Here is a 16,822-nt window from a genome sequence, read left to right as displayed (position 1 = left end):
CCGCACGCCGATGAAATTACCCAAATTCAGGACTGCCGCCGGGGCCTGTCTGCTTGGCTTTGCCCTCGCGGGCGGCCCTCTTGCGGCGTCGGCCCAGACAGCGGACACACGGCCGCTCGTTTCCCTAAACTCATCAGAGGACGCCGCAATGGCCCAAGCCGTCCATGCCGACTGGACCCGCCTGCTGGAAAGATATGTGATCGCCGCCCCCGACGGGATCACGCGCGTCGATTACGCCGCCTTTGCCGCCAGCAAGGCCGACCGGGCCGCGCTGGACGCCTACATCGCCCGCTTTGCGCAGGCCGATCTTTCCGCCCGGACCGATGCCAACTTCGCCGCCTGGGCCAACATCTACAACGCCGTCACCGTTCGCTACATCATTGAAAAATATCCCGTAAAATCGATCAAGGACGGGTTCCTGATCGGCGGGCCGTGGAAAGATATCAAGGTGCGGGCGGGTGGCCAGGAGGTGAGCCTTGACACCATCGAGCACAAGATCCTGCGCAAGACATGGGGCACGCCGGAGGTCCATTACGCCATCAACTGCGCGTCCTACAGCTGCCCCAACCTGCCCCGGAAAGCCTGGGAAGCGGCGACACTGGAAGCCGATCTCGACGCGGCGGCGCGCGCCTATGTGAACCATCCGCGCGGGGTGACGGTGACGGCCAAAGGCCTCACCGTTTCATCCATATATGACTGGTTTCAGGCTGATTTCGGCGGCTCGAAAGAAGCGGTCATTGCCCATCTTGTGAAATATGCTGCCCCAAGTCTCGCAGATGACATCCGCGCCAATCCAAAGATCGTAAGGGACAGCTATGACTGGTCCCTCAACGATATTCAAACGCCCTGAAAATGAGGGATAAGTCCCTCAAAAAACTCCAACGATTCCTCCAACGAGGCGCCGAAAAACACCAAGAAAACTCCAACGGCGCAGACCAAACCTCCAACGAAAAGAGCCCCAGACGTGACCGACCTTCCGCCCCCGGCGAACGACATCGCGCCCAAGCGCCCGGCGCCCCTCTGGCGCCGCCTCTGGCCGGTTTACATCATCCTCGCCGGACTTGGCCTCGCCCTCTCGCAGGGCTGGCACGAATATCTGACGCTCGAGTCGCTGTCGGCCAATGCCGTCGCGCTCGACGCGATGGTGCGCGAAAACCTGCTCCTGGCGCTGGCCGCCTATGTGCTCGTCTATGCGGCGGCGACGACGTTCATGGTGCCAGGCAGCGCGCTGACCATCGGGGGCGGGTTTCTCTTCGGCCTGGCGCTGGGGACGCCGGCGACCGTGATCGGGGCGACCATCGGCGCCTCGATCCTGTTCTTTGCGTCCAAGACATCCATCGGCGCGGTGCTGCGCGATGTGGCCGGGCCGTTCCTCGGCAAGATGCAGGCAGGCTTTGCCGAAAGTCCCTTCTCCTACATGTTTGCCCTGCGCCTCATCCCGCTCTTCCCGTTTGCAGCGGTGAACATTGCGCCGGCCCTGCTGGGCGCGAAGTACCGCGATTACCTGATCACCACCTTCCTCGGTATCATCCCCGGCACGCTGGCCTACACCTGGATCGGCGCGGCGGTGAAAGGCACCCTGCTGGAAGGCGGCACGCCGGACATCGGCTCGCTCGCCTCGAATTTCCTGCCTGCCTTCATTGCGCTCGGCGTGGTGTCGCTGATCCCGGCAGTCTACAAGAAACTTTTCCCCAAGAAGGCGCCTGCCAATGTCTGAACTCCGTACCCTGAAGGCTGATCTGGCCGTGATCGGCGCAGGCTCCGCCGGCCTCTCTGCGGCAGCGGGCGCTGCGATGCTGGGCCTCAAGGTGGTCCTCTTCGAGAAACATGAGATGGGCGGAGACTGCCTGAATTTCGGCTGCGTACCCTCCAAGGCGCTGATCTCGGCCGCCAAGATTGCCCATGTGCCCGAAGAGGCCGTCCGCTATGGCATCTCCCTGCCCCCGGCGGTGGTGAACTGGGACGCGGTGAAAGCGCATGTGCGCGGCGCGATCGAGACCATCGCCCCCATCGACAGCCAGGAACGCTTCGAGGGCCTTGGCTGCACCGTCATCCGCGAAGCCGCGCGCTTTGAGGACAAGAACACGCTCGTCTCTGACAGCGTGCGCGTGAAGGCGCGGCGCATCATCATCTCCACCGGCAGCCGGGCGATCATCCCGCCCGTGCCGGGCCTGGAAGACGTGCCCTATTTCACCAATGAGACCATCTTCTCGGCGCCGGACTTTCCCCATGAGCTGATCATCCTCGGCGGTGGCCCCATAGGGCTGGAGCTGGCGCAGGCGTTCTCCCGGCTCGGCTCCAAGGTCACCGTTGTGGAGATGGGCCGCGCGCTGCCCCGCTCTGACGCCGCCCATGCAAAAATCGCCGTTGACGCGGTGCGCGCCGAAGGCGTGACGATCCTGGAAGGGCACAAGGCCACGCGTATTTCCGGCGGGCCGGGCAATATCAGCGTCAAGGCCGAAGGGCCTGAGGGCGACGTTATGATCGCGGGCAGCCATATCCTGATCGCCACAGGCCGCCAGGCGGTGACCGATGGCCTCGACCTGGAAAAAGGCGGCGTCGACTTCACCAACAAAGGCGTCACCGTCAGCGACACCCTCCGCTCAAAGAGCAATCCGCGCGTCTGGGCGCTGGGCGATATTGCCGGCCATGGCCAGTTTACGCATCTGGCCGGCTGGCATTCCTCGGTGTTCGTGCGCCGGGCGTTTTTCAAGCAGGGCTCGAAAGCCTCAAGCCTGCCCCTGCCAGCGGTGACCTATACCTCACCGGAAGTCGCGCAGGTCGGCCTCACCGAAGCCGAAGCGCGGGAAAAATTCGGCGACGCAGTTAAAACCTCTGCCTTCCCTTTTCATGACAATGACCGCGCGATTGCGGAGGCCAAAACGCTGGGCGAAGCCAAGCTCGTAATCCACAAAGGCAAGCTGGTCGGCGCCTCGATCGTCGGCGAAGGCGCAGGCGACATTATCCAGATGGTGGGCCTGGCGATGTCCAACGGTCTGAAGCTGACGGCGCTGACGAATTTCATCTCGCCCTATCCCACACGCACCGAAGTGGTGAAGCGGGCGGCTTCTGCCTATTTCACACCCAGCGTGTTTGGCGCCCCTGCCCGAACACTGGTCGGCATTCTGCAAAAAATACCCTGAGCATTGCTCAGCTTCGGGAGCCCGTTTCCCTTGCGGCGGTTTTGGCATAAGTCTCCGCCCGTGAGTGAGCCTGGCCCTTCCCCCACCCCTGCCCCGCAGCGCCGGTTCCGGCGCCTGCCGGAGAGCCTGGCTGCGCGCCTCTTTGCGCTGACGCTGGGCGCCATCCTGCTGACAGAGGCGCTGATCTTCGTACCCTCGGCCAGCAATGCGCGCACCCAGTGGCTGAGCGAGCGGGTGCAGGCCGCCCGGATTGCGGCGCTCGCCCTGGAAGCCGCCCCCATGCGGGAGGTGTCCGAGGAGCTGTCCGAAAGCCTGCTGGAAAAGGCCGAAGTGCTGGCCGTCACCGAGGTGGAAGACGAGATGCGCTTCCAGCTGCTCGCCCCGGCCATGCCGGTGGAAGAAGCGCCCACAAGGATCGTGGACTTGCGCGCGCCGACCATGATGGGCCAGAGCGCGGCGGCCTTGAGCGAATATTTTGCGCCCGAAGGCCAGATGCTGGTGGTGATCGCCGAAGGGTCTGACGCCGGCCGGGTGATCGAAGTGGTGGTGCCCCAGGCGCCGCTGAAACAGACAATGGTGGACCTTGCCTGGCGCGTAACCGGCCTGTCGCTGATCATTGCGCTGGTGGCGGCGGCGGTCATCTATCTGGTGCTGGACGTGTTTGTGGTGCGCCCCGTGCGGCGGGTGACCGTGAGCGTGGAACAGTTCAGCCGGGACCCCGGCAGCTGGACCCGGCGCCTCTCGCCCACAAAGCGGCGCGACGAGATCGGCCGTGCACAGAATGCCCTCGCCGGAATGGAAGAGGCCGTGGCCGATGCCTTCCGCCAGCGCGCCCACCTTGCCGAGCTCGGCAGCGCCGTGGCCAAGATCAACCATGATCTGCGCAACTCGCTGGCCTCGGCCCAGCTTGTCTCCGATGGCCTTGCCGCCTCGGAAGACCCGCGCGTGCAGCGCGCCGCCCCGCGCCTCAAACGCGCCTTGGAACGCGCCATCGAGCTTGCCACCGCCACGCTCGACTATGGCAAGGCCGCCCCGCGCGCGCCGGTGATGCAGACCGTGCGCCTGCTCAGCGTGTTGCAAGGCGCCGCAGAAGAAGCGCTGGTGGAGAACGGCGTGGCCACCGACATCGACGTGCCCGAAACGCTGGTGATCCGCTCAGACGCCGACCATCTGCACCGGATTGCGGCCAACCTCATCCGCAACGCCGCTGAGGCGATGCGGCAGGTGGAGACGCCCGCCCCGGAAATCCGGATACGGATTGAAGACGGCGCGCTGCTGTTTGCCGATAACGGCCCCGGCGTGCCCGAAAAGACGCAGGAAAACCTCTTTCGCCCCTTCTCCGGCTCTGGCCGCGTGGGCGGCACGGGGCTGGGCCTGGTGATTGCGCATGAACTGGCGCAGGCGCTCGGCGGCAGCCTCACACTGGCCCGCACAGGCCCGGAGGGCACCGTCTTCCGGCTCGACCTGCCGGGCCTGAGCGCATGAGCCATTATGCCCCGGCGCGCGGGCCGGTGTCCTACATCTACCGCGATGACCATCTGATCCTGATCGACAAACCCTCCGGCCTCCTCTCCGTACCCGGACGGGGCGTGGACAAGGCAGACTGCGCGATAACCCGCGTGCAGGCAGAGTTTCCCGATGCCCTGACCGTGCACCGGCTGGACATGGCCACCAGCGGCCTTCTTCTGATGGCGCGCAGCAAGGAGATACAGCGGGCGCTGTCGGGCCTCTTCGAGCGGGGCGAGGTGGAGAAATCCTACCTCGCTGATGTGTGGGGAGTGCCTGCGCCTGCCCGCGGCGAGATTGATCTGCCCCTGATCACCGACTGGCCGAACCGCCCCTTGCAGAAGGTCGACCATGAGATCGGCAAGCCGAGCCGGACACTGTATGAAACCCTCAACCCGCAGAGCGCCCACACCCGGCTGAAGCTCACGCCGCTCACCGGGCGCTCGCATCAACTCCGCGTGCATCTCGCCGCCATCGGCCATCCGATCCTCGGGGACGAGTTTTATGCGGCGGGCGAGGCCCTGACCGCCCGCCCGCGTCTCGCGCTGCATGCCGCGCGGCTCGCCTTTGCCCATCCCGTAACGGGTGAACGGATGGATTTTGAGCTGCCCTGCCCTTTCTGAAGGAGAGGATGGCTTTCATACGTCCGGCAAACGGCGCGCAGAGCATATTTTGAAAGGATGTGTGGCGCGAAAAGCTTTCGCATTCAAAGAGTTTGGGTAGAACATCGTCCCGATGTCTACATTACAGGAATACATATCGGTTATCGGCTGTTTTCAGGGCTGCCTGCTCGCCGGACTTTTGATCGCCGATGGGCGGATGAATACGGCCAGCCGAATTCTGGGCGTCATCTGTTTCCTGGTGGCGCTCGTTTTCCTGATGCCATTCCTGTTGACCCATGCCGGCAACGATGCCGTTGCCAGGACGCTCGGGCTTGTGTTCTTTTTCCCGGTGGCATTGGGGCCGCTTGGGTATCTTTACTGCCGGACCGCCATTCTCGAAACGCCGTTGGTTCGGCGTGACCTTCTCCATCTGATCCCGTGGTTGTTCTGTTACGTTCTGATCGCTGACGTTCTGCTGTCCGATCCACAGGAAATGGCGCATTGGATTGCCGGGGCTGAGCCAGGCAGTCTTCGCCTGCAAATCACGGAATATGTGCCCGTTGCTCTGGCCTATGCCTATGCGGGCTGGACCGGCCTGATTATCTGGCGTTACCGGCGACAGGCGGGCGACAATCTGGCAAACTTCGACCCATCGGTCTTCAACTGGCTGCTTACATTACAGGCGCTGAGCCTCATCGTCTGGTCTCTCAAGGCGCTGCCCGGACCTGCATCTGCGCCGAGAGTTTTCACCGATAGCGCGAACTTGTTTTTGATCGTGCTCGTCTACGCCATCGCGATCATGCAGTGGCGCAACCCCCAGTTCTTCTCAATCCCAAACCTCTCTGAAGAACGGTCCAGGCCTGTCCCCGAAAACTCCGGCGAAGACATCTCCTCCCCGGAGGGTGAGCTCGATCCGGCCACTCGCGCGGCGCTGTTCGAGACAGTCAAACGGCAAGTCGAGGGCGGCAGGCTTTACCTTGATAGCGGGCTGACATTGACCCGTCTTTCAGCCGCAACCGGCTTGAGCAAGCATCATGTGTCAGAGGTTCTCAACCGGCATGCGGGCAAGAACTTCTACGAGTTCATTAACGGGTATCGCGTCGAATTTGTGCGCGAACGCCTTGAGGAAAAAACGGAACAGACCGTTCTCGATATTGCTCTGGAGGCCGGGTTTTCTTCCAAGAGCACCTTCAACGCGATTTTCAAACAGTTCACCGGCCAGACCCCGACCCAATACCGAAAGGCATTGGCGCCGCAAAACCGCTGAAACCTCCTTCCAAACGTCCAATTCGATCAATCTGGACGCTGATCCTGATGAGACGCGCTTGAAAGGCGCATCAGAGCAATCAGACAGAGGGTGACCCCATGCGTTTCAGCACGATCGGAAAGTGGAGCTTGAGAGCCGGAGGCGTGATCACAGTGTTGATCCTGCTGGCGGTGGCCGTCCTGTTCATTCTCATCAACCGCGACGTTGACCGGGTCTATGGCGGTCAAACCGGCGTTGCCGGTCATGCGCCGTTTCAGGCCGAAGCGAAACCAACCGCGATAACCCATGTCAGCGTCCTGTCGCCGGACGGCACAGAAATGCTGGCGAACAGGACTGTGCTGCTGGAGAACGGGGAGATTGTTTCTGTCGCGCCGGATGGTGAGGTTCCAGACGGAATGTTCGTCATTGACGGCGAGGGGAAATTCCTGATCCCCGGCCTCATCGATTCACATGTGCATCTGCAACGCAGCCCCAATGATCTGCTGCTGTATGTGGCCAATGGTGTGACGCAAATCCGCAGCATGGGCGGGTCTGACGCAGACCTGGCGCTCAAGCGAGAGATAGAAAACGGCCGTATTGGGCCCCGCTTCTATGTGTCATCGACGGCGATGGCATCTGCGACCGGCTTGACCTCTGCCGGACCCGACTGGTTTTCCGGACCTGTTGCCATCTGGTTTGCCGAGCTGGCCTTCAACATGCACTCTACGTCCAGTTCAGAACAGGCAGCTGAAGACGCGCGGTCCTTCATTCAGAAGGGTTATGACGGCATCAAGCTCTATGGGTTCCTCGACATGGACAGCTATCGTGCCATCCTGGACGTTGCAGACGAACTTGATGTCCCAAGTGCCGGGCATTTGCCTGACGCAATGCCGCTGAGTGAGCTGCGCACAACGAAGCTGCGTGAAATTGCTCATATCGAGGAAATTGTAAAAGGCCTGCTTCTGGAGTTCGGCAGCTTCCGTAGTCAGGGAGGTGAGGCGTTTATCGAGTTCGTGGAAAGCCGGAAAGCCGAAATCATCTCCGATCTGGTGGCAAATGACGTCGCTGTGCACAGCACGCTCTGGCTGACCGAGAGCTTCAAGAAACAGGTATTTGATCTGGAGGCCGCCCTTGCCGAGGTGCCGCTGGAATATGCCAATCCCGGTATCGTCGAAGGCAACTCAGTGCTGGGATTAGGCTGGCTTCCCGCGCGAAACAAATTTCATACCTACGCAGGCAATACGCCCGAAGAAATTGCGCGGAACAAGGCGTTTTGGGATGCCCGCGAAGAAGCCCACCACATCCTGCTGAAGGCAATGGTGGAAGGCGGCGTCACAGTCCTTGCGGGAACAGATGCAAATGCATGGCTGACCATACCGGGTTTTTCCCTGCATGATGAATTGCAGTCTCTGAGCCGTGCGGGAATGTCCCCGGCGCAGGCAATTTATGCGGCGACGGCCGCGCCCGCGCAGATCATCAGGAACAATGCCGGGATCATCGAAACCGGGCGCCGGGCGGATCTGGTTTTGCTGAACGAAAACCCGCTCACCGATATTGAAAACACAACATCCATCGACACGGTTATCCTGAACGGACGCATTCTCGATCGCGCCCAGCTCGACGCCATGCTGGAAGCCGTCAGAGAGACCAACGCAGAAAGCCGGAAGTTCGACCTAGAGCTCTATCAATAGCGTCTGCCGGTATCTCCGCTTCAGGGTTTCCGGCGGCAAGCCGATGCCTGCAACATCGCCGAAAGACATCAGGGAAAATCAAGCTCCGCGCTCAGACGCCTAATCGAGGTGTTGACGGGGGCGTGCCGCTCTTATATTGAAAAACGATAAGAACTTGAGGAGCCACCCCATGCATGCTGAACTCGTCCGCGTTGCGCTGCACGAAGTTGATATCAAGATCGTCTCGGGCGAGCGGATGCATGTGCTGCAATGGCGGCGCAACCTGCTTTGGGATGAAGTGCTGCTCGATGGCAAGCGCCAGGCCGCCAGCCATGGGCTCTGGGGCCGCGAGAAGGTCTACGGCCTCGTCTTCGGGCGCGACCTTGAAGGACGCGGCGGCGAGCAGGTGATGCTGATCCTTGATCCGGCCCAATCCTATGACTTTTCCCATGTGGGCGAGCGCATTCGCGGCGTGCGCCTGGAAGGCAAGGAGGGCACACTTGCCTCTTATGGCTCGCTGGAAGCCAATGCCCTGAAAAAGCCGGGCACCTTCTCCGACTGGATGAAGAAATCGATGGGCATGGACTGGAACGACGAGACGACCCGCCGCCCGAACTGATCGCCCTACGGACTAATTCGCTTCGGCGATGCGCACCAGATTGGCGTCCATCTCGGCGATGATCGAGGGGGCGTCTGCCGGGCGGTCATTGGCGTAGACGGCAAACACCAGCGTCTGGCCGCTGCGCGCGGTCATGTAGCCGGAGAGCGCGTTGACGCCGTGCAGCGAACCGGTCTTGGCGAACACCTTGCCCTCCAGAGACGTGCCCTTGAAGCGGCGCGCCAGCGTGCCGTCTGCCCCGCCCACGGGCAGCATGGCGCGCCAGGCGTCTCCCCAAGGCTGGCCGGCAGCCCAGCGCAGGAACTGCGCCATACCGCGCGGCGTGACCCGGTTATAGGTGGAGAGGCCCGAGCCATCGAAGAGCTCCGCTTCCACCGGCGTCAGCCCCGCTTCAGCCACCAGCGCGGTGAGCACTTCCTGGCCGCCCTCAGGCGAAAGCTGCCCCCGCGCGAGCGCAATCTTGCGCAACAAAAGCTCGGCATGCAGGTTCTGGCTGTTGACGAGGATGCGGCCGATGCTTGCCTTGATCGGCGCCGGCGTGAGACGAGCGATCAGCACCTGCTCGGCCGGACTATCATCCGCCTCATGGCGCGCGCGCATCAGGCCCTCAACGGTTACCCCGCGCTCTATCAGGAGACGGACAAAGCGCAGCGCCGCTGTCTCCGCCGGATCGTGCATCGCCACCGCATACATGCGCGGCGCGGCATCAGCCGGAATATATTCGGTGAGCCGAAGCATCTCGAGGCCGGGCACCCGCACCATGCGCAGCGTCTGCAAGCTGCCCGGCGGTCCCGTGATAACTTTATTATCGACCAGGAGGAGATCATCTCCCGGCGCCCAGCTGAGCACCGCTGGCTCGCCCGGCGCTGCGCCCGGAGAGACGGTCAATCCGAGCGTATTCTCATTCACCGTCAAAGCTGAGATGGGCGCAGTATAATACCAGACGAAATTGTTCCAGCTCCACCCCTGCCCCCAGAGCGCGGCGGGCAGCAGGGTGTCGTCCCCGATCACATCTCCCACGCGCGTGATGCCGGCAGCGACCACAGCGTCCGCGAGCTGATGCAGGCAATTATCCACGCAATCGGCACTATCCATGAGGCCCGGATCGCCAGCGCCCATCAGCACAAGATCAGGCGCCTCGCCCTCCCCGCCCGGCTCCAGCCAGAGCGACGTGCCCCCGGCCGGGTCTGGCGTATCCAGGCCAGTGAGATAGTGAAACGCGGCGGCCGATGTGAACACCTTGGTGTTGGAGGCCGGAATGAACCGCTCCTCAGCGCTGCGCGAAAACACCTCCCGCCCGTCCAGCGTCATGACCGAAACGCCCCAGCGCACGCCCTCCACCTGCATCGCCTCGAAGGGCGCTGGCGGGGGCGGCTCGGCAGGTGTGGTGGTACAGGCCGACACCGCAAAGACGACAGCGGCGAGCGCGCCAGAGAGAAAGCGGGGCCTGATCATCCGTCACCGTCCTTTTCCTGCCTAGAGGCGTTTCTTGGTGCGCCCCTCATGCGCGCGGGCATTTGCCGGGTCGTCCGGCCAGTCATGCTTTGGATAGCGCCCGCGCATGTCCTTGGCCATGTCCTTATAGCCTGCCCCCCAGAACCGCGCGAGGTCTTGCGTGGTGGCCGCCGGTTTCATGCCCGGCGACAGCAGCTCAACGGTGACCGGCACGCGGCCCGCGGCAATCTTCGGGTGTTCGGTCAGCCCATAGAACGCCTGCGCCCGCGCTGAGACCAGCGGCGCACGCGGGTCCAGCCAGTCCACCCTGGCGCTCTGACCCGAGGGCAGCTCCAGGCTCAGCGGCGCATGATTGCGCAGCGCCTCTTGCAACGGCCAATCGAGCGACTGGACCAGCGCTTCACGCACATCGTGATCTTCGGGCAGCTGCGCCCCGCGCCGCTTCAGGGCGGGCTTCAGCCAGACCGGCGCCCCCGACACGAGGCTTTCTGGCGAAATATCCGGCGCCTCGATCAGGCCGGCTTCGGCGAGAATACGCAGACGGCTGAGGGTTTCCTCAATCACATCACCCGCGCCGATGGCTGCAAATCCATCCGTCTCGATCGCTGCCAGCATTGCGGTGGCTGCCGCCTCTGCCGAAGGCTTGGGCAGCGGCGCTTCGGAGAGGACAATCGCGCCCAGCGCCTTGACGCGCCGGGCGGTGAACTTGCCCGTCTTCGGATCAAACGCGGCCCGTTCTTCGGTTATGGTCTTCTGGCTGGCGAGCGCCTCTGCCTCGGTGACAGGCAAGCCCAGCAGGATGCGGGGCTCCTTCGCCGCCCCGCCCAGATCAGCCACGACCAGCCAGTCAGACTTGGCCAAACCGTCAGAGGGCTGAACACCTGCCGCGCGCCCCGAAGCCATGAGATAGCTGCCCGCGCTGCCCGGCCGCCGCCGCGCCACCTGGTCAGGCCAGGCGCGGGCGAGCAGCTTTGCCAGATCGCCGCCCGGCGTCTCTCCCCCGCCCCAGCTTTTGGCCTGCTGCTTCAGCGCGCGGGCGCGCGGGCTGCCATCGGTGCGGAAACGCTGGAGACGCTGGGTGAGATCACTGCTGTCCCCGCCCATGCCGCGCTCGCCCATCATAGCGGCAATCTCGGCGGCGAGGGCTTTCTCGGGCGCGCCGGGGGCCGACGCCACCAGCGCGGCAAGGCGCGGCGGCAGCGGCAGGCGCGCCATTTCCTTGCCGCGCGGGGTCAGCACCCCGTCTGCGTCCAGCGCGCCCAGCGCGATGAGCCCGGCGCGCGCGCCTTTCAGCTTTCCGGCAGGTGGCGCGTCCATCCAGGTCAGCGCGCCAGCGTCCGGCGCGCCCCATTCCGCCAGCGTGAGAGCAAGGCCGGAAAGATCCGTAACCAGAATTTCCGGCGTCGGCGCTGCCATCAGGCCGCGCGTGGCGGCTTCATCCCAGAGGCGATAGCAGACGCCCGGCGATGTGCGCCCTGCCCGCCCCCGGCGCTGGTCTGCCGAAGCCCGCGAGGCCCTCACAGTCGTCAGCCGGCTGCCCAGCCCGCCCAGGTCTTCCTCCGCCACGCGCGAGAGGCCCGAATCGATAACGATCCGTACCCCCTCAATCGTCAGCGCGCTTTCGGCAATGTCAGTCGCCAGCACGATCTTCCGCTTGCCCGGCGGGGCGGGCGAGACGGCAGCGTCCTGTTCGCCCGGCGAAAGCGCGCCATAGAGCGGAGCGATGAGGATGTCCGGCCCGAGCCCTGTCAGCGCTTCGGCCGTGCGGTTGATCTCCCGCGCGCCCGGCAGGAAGGCCAGCACAGAGCCCGGCTCCTCTCGCAGGGCCTGGCGGATCACCTTGGGCATCCGGTCCTCGATCCGGTCGTCGGACTTGCCGAGATAGCGTGTCTCCACCGGATACATCCGCCCCTCGCTCTCGATCACCGGGGCATCAATGGCGCGGGAGACCGCGCCCGTGTCCAGCGTGGCCGACATGATCAGAAGGCGGAGGTCTTCCCGCAGGATGGATTGCACCTCCAGCGCGAGGGCCAGGCCGAGATCGGCGTTCAGGCGCCGTTCGTGAAATTCGTCAAACACCACCGCGCCAATGCCGGTCAGTTCCTGATCGGCCAGGATACGGCGGGTGAAGAGGCCATCGGTGATAACCTCGATGCGGGTGCCCCTGGAAACTTTGCGGTCCACACGGGTGGTGAGACCGATGGTCTGGCCGACGCGCTCGCCCAGCGAGGACGCCATCCGCTCGGCCGCCATGCGGGCGGCCACCCGTCGGGGTTCCAGCAGGATGATGCGCCCCTCGATCACGCCCGGCGCGCCCAGCAGCCCCGCCAGAGCGAGCGGCACGCGCGTTGTCTTGCCCGCGCCCGGCGGAGCGGCCAGCACAAGGCGCGGCCCTGCCGCCAATGCGCGGAGGATCTCCGGCATCGCCTCATCAATCGGAAGGGCCTCAGAAGGGGTCATCTGCCTGCTGATAGGGCCGCCCCTGCCCCAATGGCAAGCGCTGGCGCAATCGCTGCAGCCCCGACAGTTGCCTTCTCCAGCCCTGCCCCCTACCGTTGCCTCAGGGTAACTGCTGGGAGTGGCGTATGAAGGCCTGGTTTGCAATCGATCTGTGGAAGCGTGTGCTGCTCGGCCTCGTCCTGGGCACGCTGATAGGTCTGGCCTTCCGCTATGGCCTTGGCCCGGAGCGGGGCAGCGAACTCGTCACCACCTGGTTCAAGCCGGTCGGCGACGCCTTCATCAGCCTGATCCAGATGCTGGTTGTGCCACTGATCTTCACCACCCTGGTTTCCGGCGTGCTGGCAATGGGCGATCCCAAACGTCTCGGCAGCCTCGGCGGCCGCGCGATGGCGATGTATATGATCACCACCGTCTTCGCGATCTGCTTCGGCCTGCTGATGGGGACGCTGGTTCAACCCGGCGCGGGCTTTGATACGTCCATCGCCTCGACCACAGACATTGAAGAAACCCGCTCGCGCCTCGCCGCCAACGCGCCGCCCGGCACGGTGGGCGAGCAGCTGATGAATACGCTGCTCTCGATCATCCCGAAAAATCCGATTGATGCCCTCGCCAGGGGCGATGTGTTGCAGATCATCTTCTTTGCCATCCTTCTGGGCATCGGCATCATGATGGCCGGGGAAGCGGGCAAGCCGGTCGAAAAGCTCTTCGCCTCAGCCTCTGAAGCGATCATGAAGCTGACCCTGATCGTTATGGAAACCGCGCCGCTGGGCGTGCTGGCCCTGATGGCCTGGGTGATGGGAGACCGGGGGCTCAGCGTGCTCACCGTACTCGGCAAGATGACGCTGGCCCATTACAGCGCCTGTATCCTGCACATCCTGTTCACCTATGGCTTCATCGTGAAGGGCGTGCTGCGCCTGCCGCTCCTTCCCTTCCTGCGCGGCGTGTTTGACGCGCAGATGGTGGCCTTCTCGACCTCCTCTTCCAACGCCACCCTGCCAATGACGATTTCCTGCGCCACCAAGAATCTCGGCATCGGCAAGCCGATTGCCTCCTCGGTCCTGCCGCTGGGCGCCACGATCAACATGGACGGCACGGCGCTCTACCAGGGGCTGATCGCCCTCTTTGCCGTTCAGGCGCTTGGCATCCCGATGGAGCCGAGCATGTATCTGACCATCATTCTCATGGCGACACTGGTCTCGATCGGCACGGCGGGCGTGCCCTCGGTCAGCCTGCTGCTGGCCACCACCACGCTCAGCATCGTCGGCGCCAACCCCGAACAGATCGTGCTGATCATCGCCGTCCTGTTCCCGTTCGACCGTATCCTCGACATGATGCGCACAGTGACCAACATCACCGGTGACCTTGCTGTCGGCACAGCCGTCGCCAAATGGGAAGGCGACCTGGACGAAGACGTCTTCCGGGCAAAAGACCCGGTCTGACCCGCAAAACCCCTTCTCCCCCAGGGGGAGAAGGAGGGGTTAGGGATGAGGGGGCGAGGCCAGACGCTATTGCCTCGAGCCTCGCAAACCCGCGCCGCCTTTGCCCTTAAAAGAGTAAGGCGCCCGTAATGCCCCTCAACGCAAAAGCCCGGCCTCACGATGAGGCCGGGCTTTTTCTTTGGGCCGGAAATGCCGGATCAGTGCGCCGTGGGCTGGGGCTCGAACGCGCTTTGGCTGGGGGGCAGCGACGCGGTAACCGGCGCCTGCGAGGGCAACCAGCAGGTCACCTCCAGCCCGCCGCCATCGACCGATTTCATGCCCACCGTGCCGCCATGCAGATGGATGAAGTGTTTCACGAGCGCCAGGCCGAGCCCCGCGCCGCGCTGGTCACCGGAGACAAAGCTGTCAAAGCTGGTGGCGCGCTTGTCGGCCTCAAGGCCCGATCCATTGTCCCGTACACTGAGGGTAATCATGTCGCCCATGCGCTGTGCGGACACCACAATCTCCCCGCCCGGCTCGGTAAAGCGCAGCGAGTTGGAGATGAGGTTGAACAATACCTGTTTGATCCGGCGCTCATCGCCCCGCATCTGGCCGAGCCGCCCGGTAATGTCGGCGCGCACCGAAACCTCGGTGTCTTCGGCCTTCGACACGACCAGTTCCACGCTCTGATGGATCACCTCTTCCAGATCCAGCTCGCTGAGCTCCAGATCGAGACGCCCGGCCTCGATCAGCGCAAGATCCAGAATGTTCTCGATCAGCTTGTTGAGATGGTCCGACGCGGAAAGAATGGCGCGGACGTGGTCTGTCTGCCGCTCGGTCAGCGGGCCATTGCGCTGGGTCTCCAGCAGTTCGGCATAGCCAAAGATCGTGGTGAGCGGCGAGCGCAGCTGATAGCTCACATTGCGCACAAACTCGGTCTTCAGCCGGTCGGCCGCCTCGAACGCTTCGGCCCGGTCGCGCAGCGCCGATTCCACCCGGCGCGTGGCCGTGACATCGGCAAAGGCGATCATCGTATTTCCATCCGGCAGCGGATGGGTCAGATAGGTCAGCAGCGAGCCGTCAGACCGGCGCATCTCACCAGTGGTGGACTGGCGCGCGGTGGGGTCAGTGATGTGCACCTTGATCGCGTCCCAGATGTCCATGTCATGAAACAACGGCACGCAGCCGCTGATCACATCGGCATAATCAGGGCGGTCTTTCAGCCGGTCGGCGGGAATATCCCACACCCGCTCGAACGCCCGGTTGTGCAGGCGCAGCCGCCCGTCCGATCCGAACACGGCAACGGCCTCATGCAGATTGTCCAGCGTCGAAGACTGCGTCTTGATCAGCGCGTTGAAGCGCGTCTGCAGCGAAAGGTGGTCGGTGATGTCCTTGAACAGGACCAGCAAACCGCCCATCGGGTGGCGCTGGCGTGTGACAGAAAGCGTGCGGTTATCGGGCAGCGACCACTTGTCTTCCTTCACCCCGTCGATGTCGAGATAATAGGAAATCTCCTCGGCGCGCCATTCGGCATAGTTCATCCGGGCCGGGAGCTTTTTCTTCTCGCGCAGCCGGTCCAGCAGCTGGCCATGGCTTGGCCGGTCGAGGAGGAAGGTCTCCTCCAGGTCCCACATGTCGCGGAACGCCTTGTTGTAGAAGTTCAGCTTCCGGTCCGGCCCGAAGATCGCCACCGCGTCGGCCACATGGTTCAGCGTCTCGTCATGGGCGCGCACATGGCGGTTGAGCTCCTCACGGGAGTTCTCCTGCTCGGTCACGTCAAACGCCATACACCCGGCCCCGCCCGACAGGGCAAAGGTCAGCACGCGCATGGCCCGGCGCTGGTTGTTGACCACGATATGCCGGGTCTCGTCATGCTCGGCGCCGTCGGTGATCGTCTTGCGCGCCTGCTCGCTGACCGCCTGGTCGAGCATCAGCTGACGCTCCAGCACGCGGTCGAGATTGCCGCCATCAACCGCTTCGATATAGGCAGGGTTGGCCCATTGCAGGCGCCCCATGCCCGAAACCCGCCAGGCCGGGAACGGCGCCTTGCCCAGCATGTCGAGGAACGCCGTCGGGTCGCGCGCAATCACCTGCCGCGCCTCTTCCAGCTTGCCGCGGGCCGAGCTTTCCTCCAGCCCCTTGATCGTCGTGTCGTTGATCCAGACCACCGCGCGCACGCCCGCCGTGCGCCCGTCAGCTTCCAGGAAACGTCCCGAGGTGCCGATGATCGTCAGCGAGAAAGGCTGGCCGCTCTCGCGCAGTTCCCGCAGGCGGATGCGCAGCGTCGTGTCCTGCCCTGCCGAGTCGCGCGCTTCCAGATCGGCGAGCCCCTCAACGATGCGCACCGCCGGGTCCGGCGAGATCGCATCATCGGTAAAACTCAAAAGCCCCGCCAGCGCCACCGGCGAACCATAAAGCTCCGGCGGAGTAATCTCGTCCCCGTCCAGCTCCAGCGCGTCGCCCTGCCAGACAAGGATAACGCCCGGATGCGCACCTAACACAGATTTAAGCCCGGCATTCTCGGTTTCGCGGTCCCCGGCCACTTCGCGGTAGCGTTTGGCCGCCCCGCGCGCGCCATCCGACACCCGCAGCGCCCAGAGCAACGCCCCAAGCGCCAGCAGCGCGGTGCCAATAGCCATCAGAATGGGCATCTGTTCAGCGGTCATCGAGCTACCGGGCCTCTATTTTGGCGCGCCATACGCC

General features: G+C 63.9%; 12 protein-coding genes. 9 read left to right on the top strand and 3 right to left on the bottom strand.

The features are described 5' to 3' along the window. The first annotated feature begins 148 nt into the window (after positions 1–148). From HNE_RS02055 to HNE_RS02020, 8 genes are all read left to right on the top strand, one after another. On the top strand, positions 149–850 hold the full coding sequence (locus HNE_RS02055; protein ID WP_148205784.1) for a DUF547 domain-containing protein: 702 nt from the start codon (positions 149–151) through the stop codon (positions 848–850). Between the two features lie 114 nt (positions 851–964). Then, positions 965–1,717, top strand: coding sequence for a TVP38/TMEM64 family protein (locus HNE_RS02050; protein WP_011645439.1), 753 nt, complete (start codon positions 965–967; stop codon positions 1,715–1,717). After that, entirely contained in the window at positions 1,710–3,143 is a 1,434-nt protein-coding gene (locus tag HNE_RS02045; protein WP_011645438.1) for a dihydrolipoyl dehydrogenase family protein, read from the top strand. Before HNE_RS02050 ends, HNE_RS02045 begins: the two co-directional genes overlap by 8 nt. Positions 3,144–3,203: 60 nt before the next feature. Further along, the gene (locus HNE_RS02040; RefSeq protein WP_011645437.1) at positions 3,204–4,628 is read left to right on the top strand and encodes a sensor histidine kinase; all 1,425 of its coding nucleotides are present in this window, start codon (positions 3,204–3,206) and stop codon (positions 4,626–4,628) included. Then, on the top strand, positions 4,625–5,272 hold the full coding sequence (locus tag HNE_RS02035; RefSeq protein ID WP_011645436.1) for a pseudouridine synthase: 648 nt from the start codon (positions 4,625–4,627) through the stop codon (positions 5,270–5,272). Before HNE_RS02040 ends, HNE_RS02035 begins: the two co-directional genes overlap by 4 nt. 112 nt (positions 5,273–5,384) lie before the next feature. Next, positions 5,385–6,518: an AraC family transcriptional regulator gene (locus tag HNE_RS02030; RefSeq protein WP_011645435.1), complete on the top strand. Its 1,134-nt coding sequence runs from the start codon at positions 5,385–5,387 to the stop codon at positions 6,516–6,518. A 98-nt stretch (positions 6,519–6,616) separates the two neighbouring features. Beyond that, positions 6,617–8,188: an amidohydrolase family protein gene (locus HNE_RS02025; protein WP_011645434.1), complete on the top strand. Its 1,572-nt coding sequence runs from the start codon at positions 6,617–6,619 to the stop codon at positions 8,186–8,188. A gap of 169 nt (positions 8,189–8,357) precedes the next feature. Beyond that, a complete protein-coding gene (locus HNE_RS02020) occupies positions 8,358–8,786 on the top strand; it encodes a hypothetical protein (RefSeq protein WP_011645433.1) in 429 nt (142 codons plus the stop codon). Between the two features lie 12 nt (positions 8,787–8,798). Here HNE_RS02020 and dacB read toward each other — a convergent pair whose 3' ends face one another. Further along, positions 8,799–10,241, bottom strand: a complete 1,443-nt coding sequence (gene dacB / locus HNE_RS02015; RefSeq protein ID WP_011645432.1) for a D-alanyl-D-alanine carboxypeptidase/D-alanyl-D-alanine endopeptidase — start codon at positions 10,239–10,241, stop codon at positions 8,799–8,801. A 21-nt stretch (positions 10,242–10,262) separates the two neighbouring features. Next, positions 10,263–12,701 (bottom strand): ATP-dependent helicase HrpB, encoded by a 2,439-nt coding sequence (hrpB, locus tag HNE_RS02010; protein ID WP_011645431.1) that lies wholly within the window; start codon positions 12,699–12,701, stop codon positions 10,263–10,265. Between the two features lie 125 nt (positions 12,702–12,826). Between hrpB and HNE_RS02005 the strand changes: the two genes are divergently transcribed. Next, on the top strand, positions 12,827–14,140 hold the full coding sequence (locus HNE_RS02005; protein ID WP_011645430.1) for a dicarboxylate/amino acid:cation symporter: 1,314 nt from the start codon (positions 12,827–12,829) through the stop codon (positions 14,138–14,140). Between the two features lie 197 nt (positions 14,141–14,337). On the opposite strand, the gene HNE_RS02000 is transcribed toward HNE_RS02005, so the two are convergent. Next, complete coding sequence (locus tag HNE_RS02000) at positions 14,338–16,785, bottom strand: sensor histidine kinase (protein WP_011645429.1); 2,448 nt, start codon at positions 16,783–16,785, stop codon at positions 14,338–14,340. Between the last annotated feature and the right edge of the window lie 37 nt (positions 16,786–16,822).

The organism is Hyphomonas neptunium ATCC 15444, from assembly GCF_000013025.1.
GTDB lineage: Bacteria > Pseudomonadota > Alphaproteobacteria > Caulobacterales > Hyphomonadaceae > Hyphomonas > Hyphomonas neptunia.
This window is presented reverse-complemented; position numbering and strand designations above follow the sequence as displayed.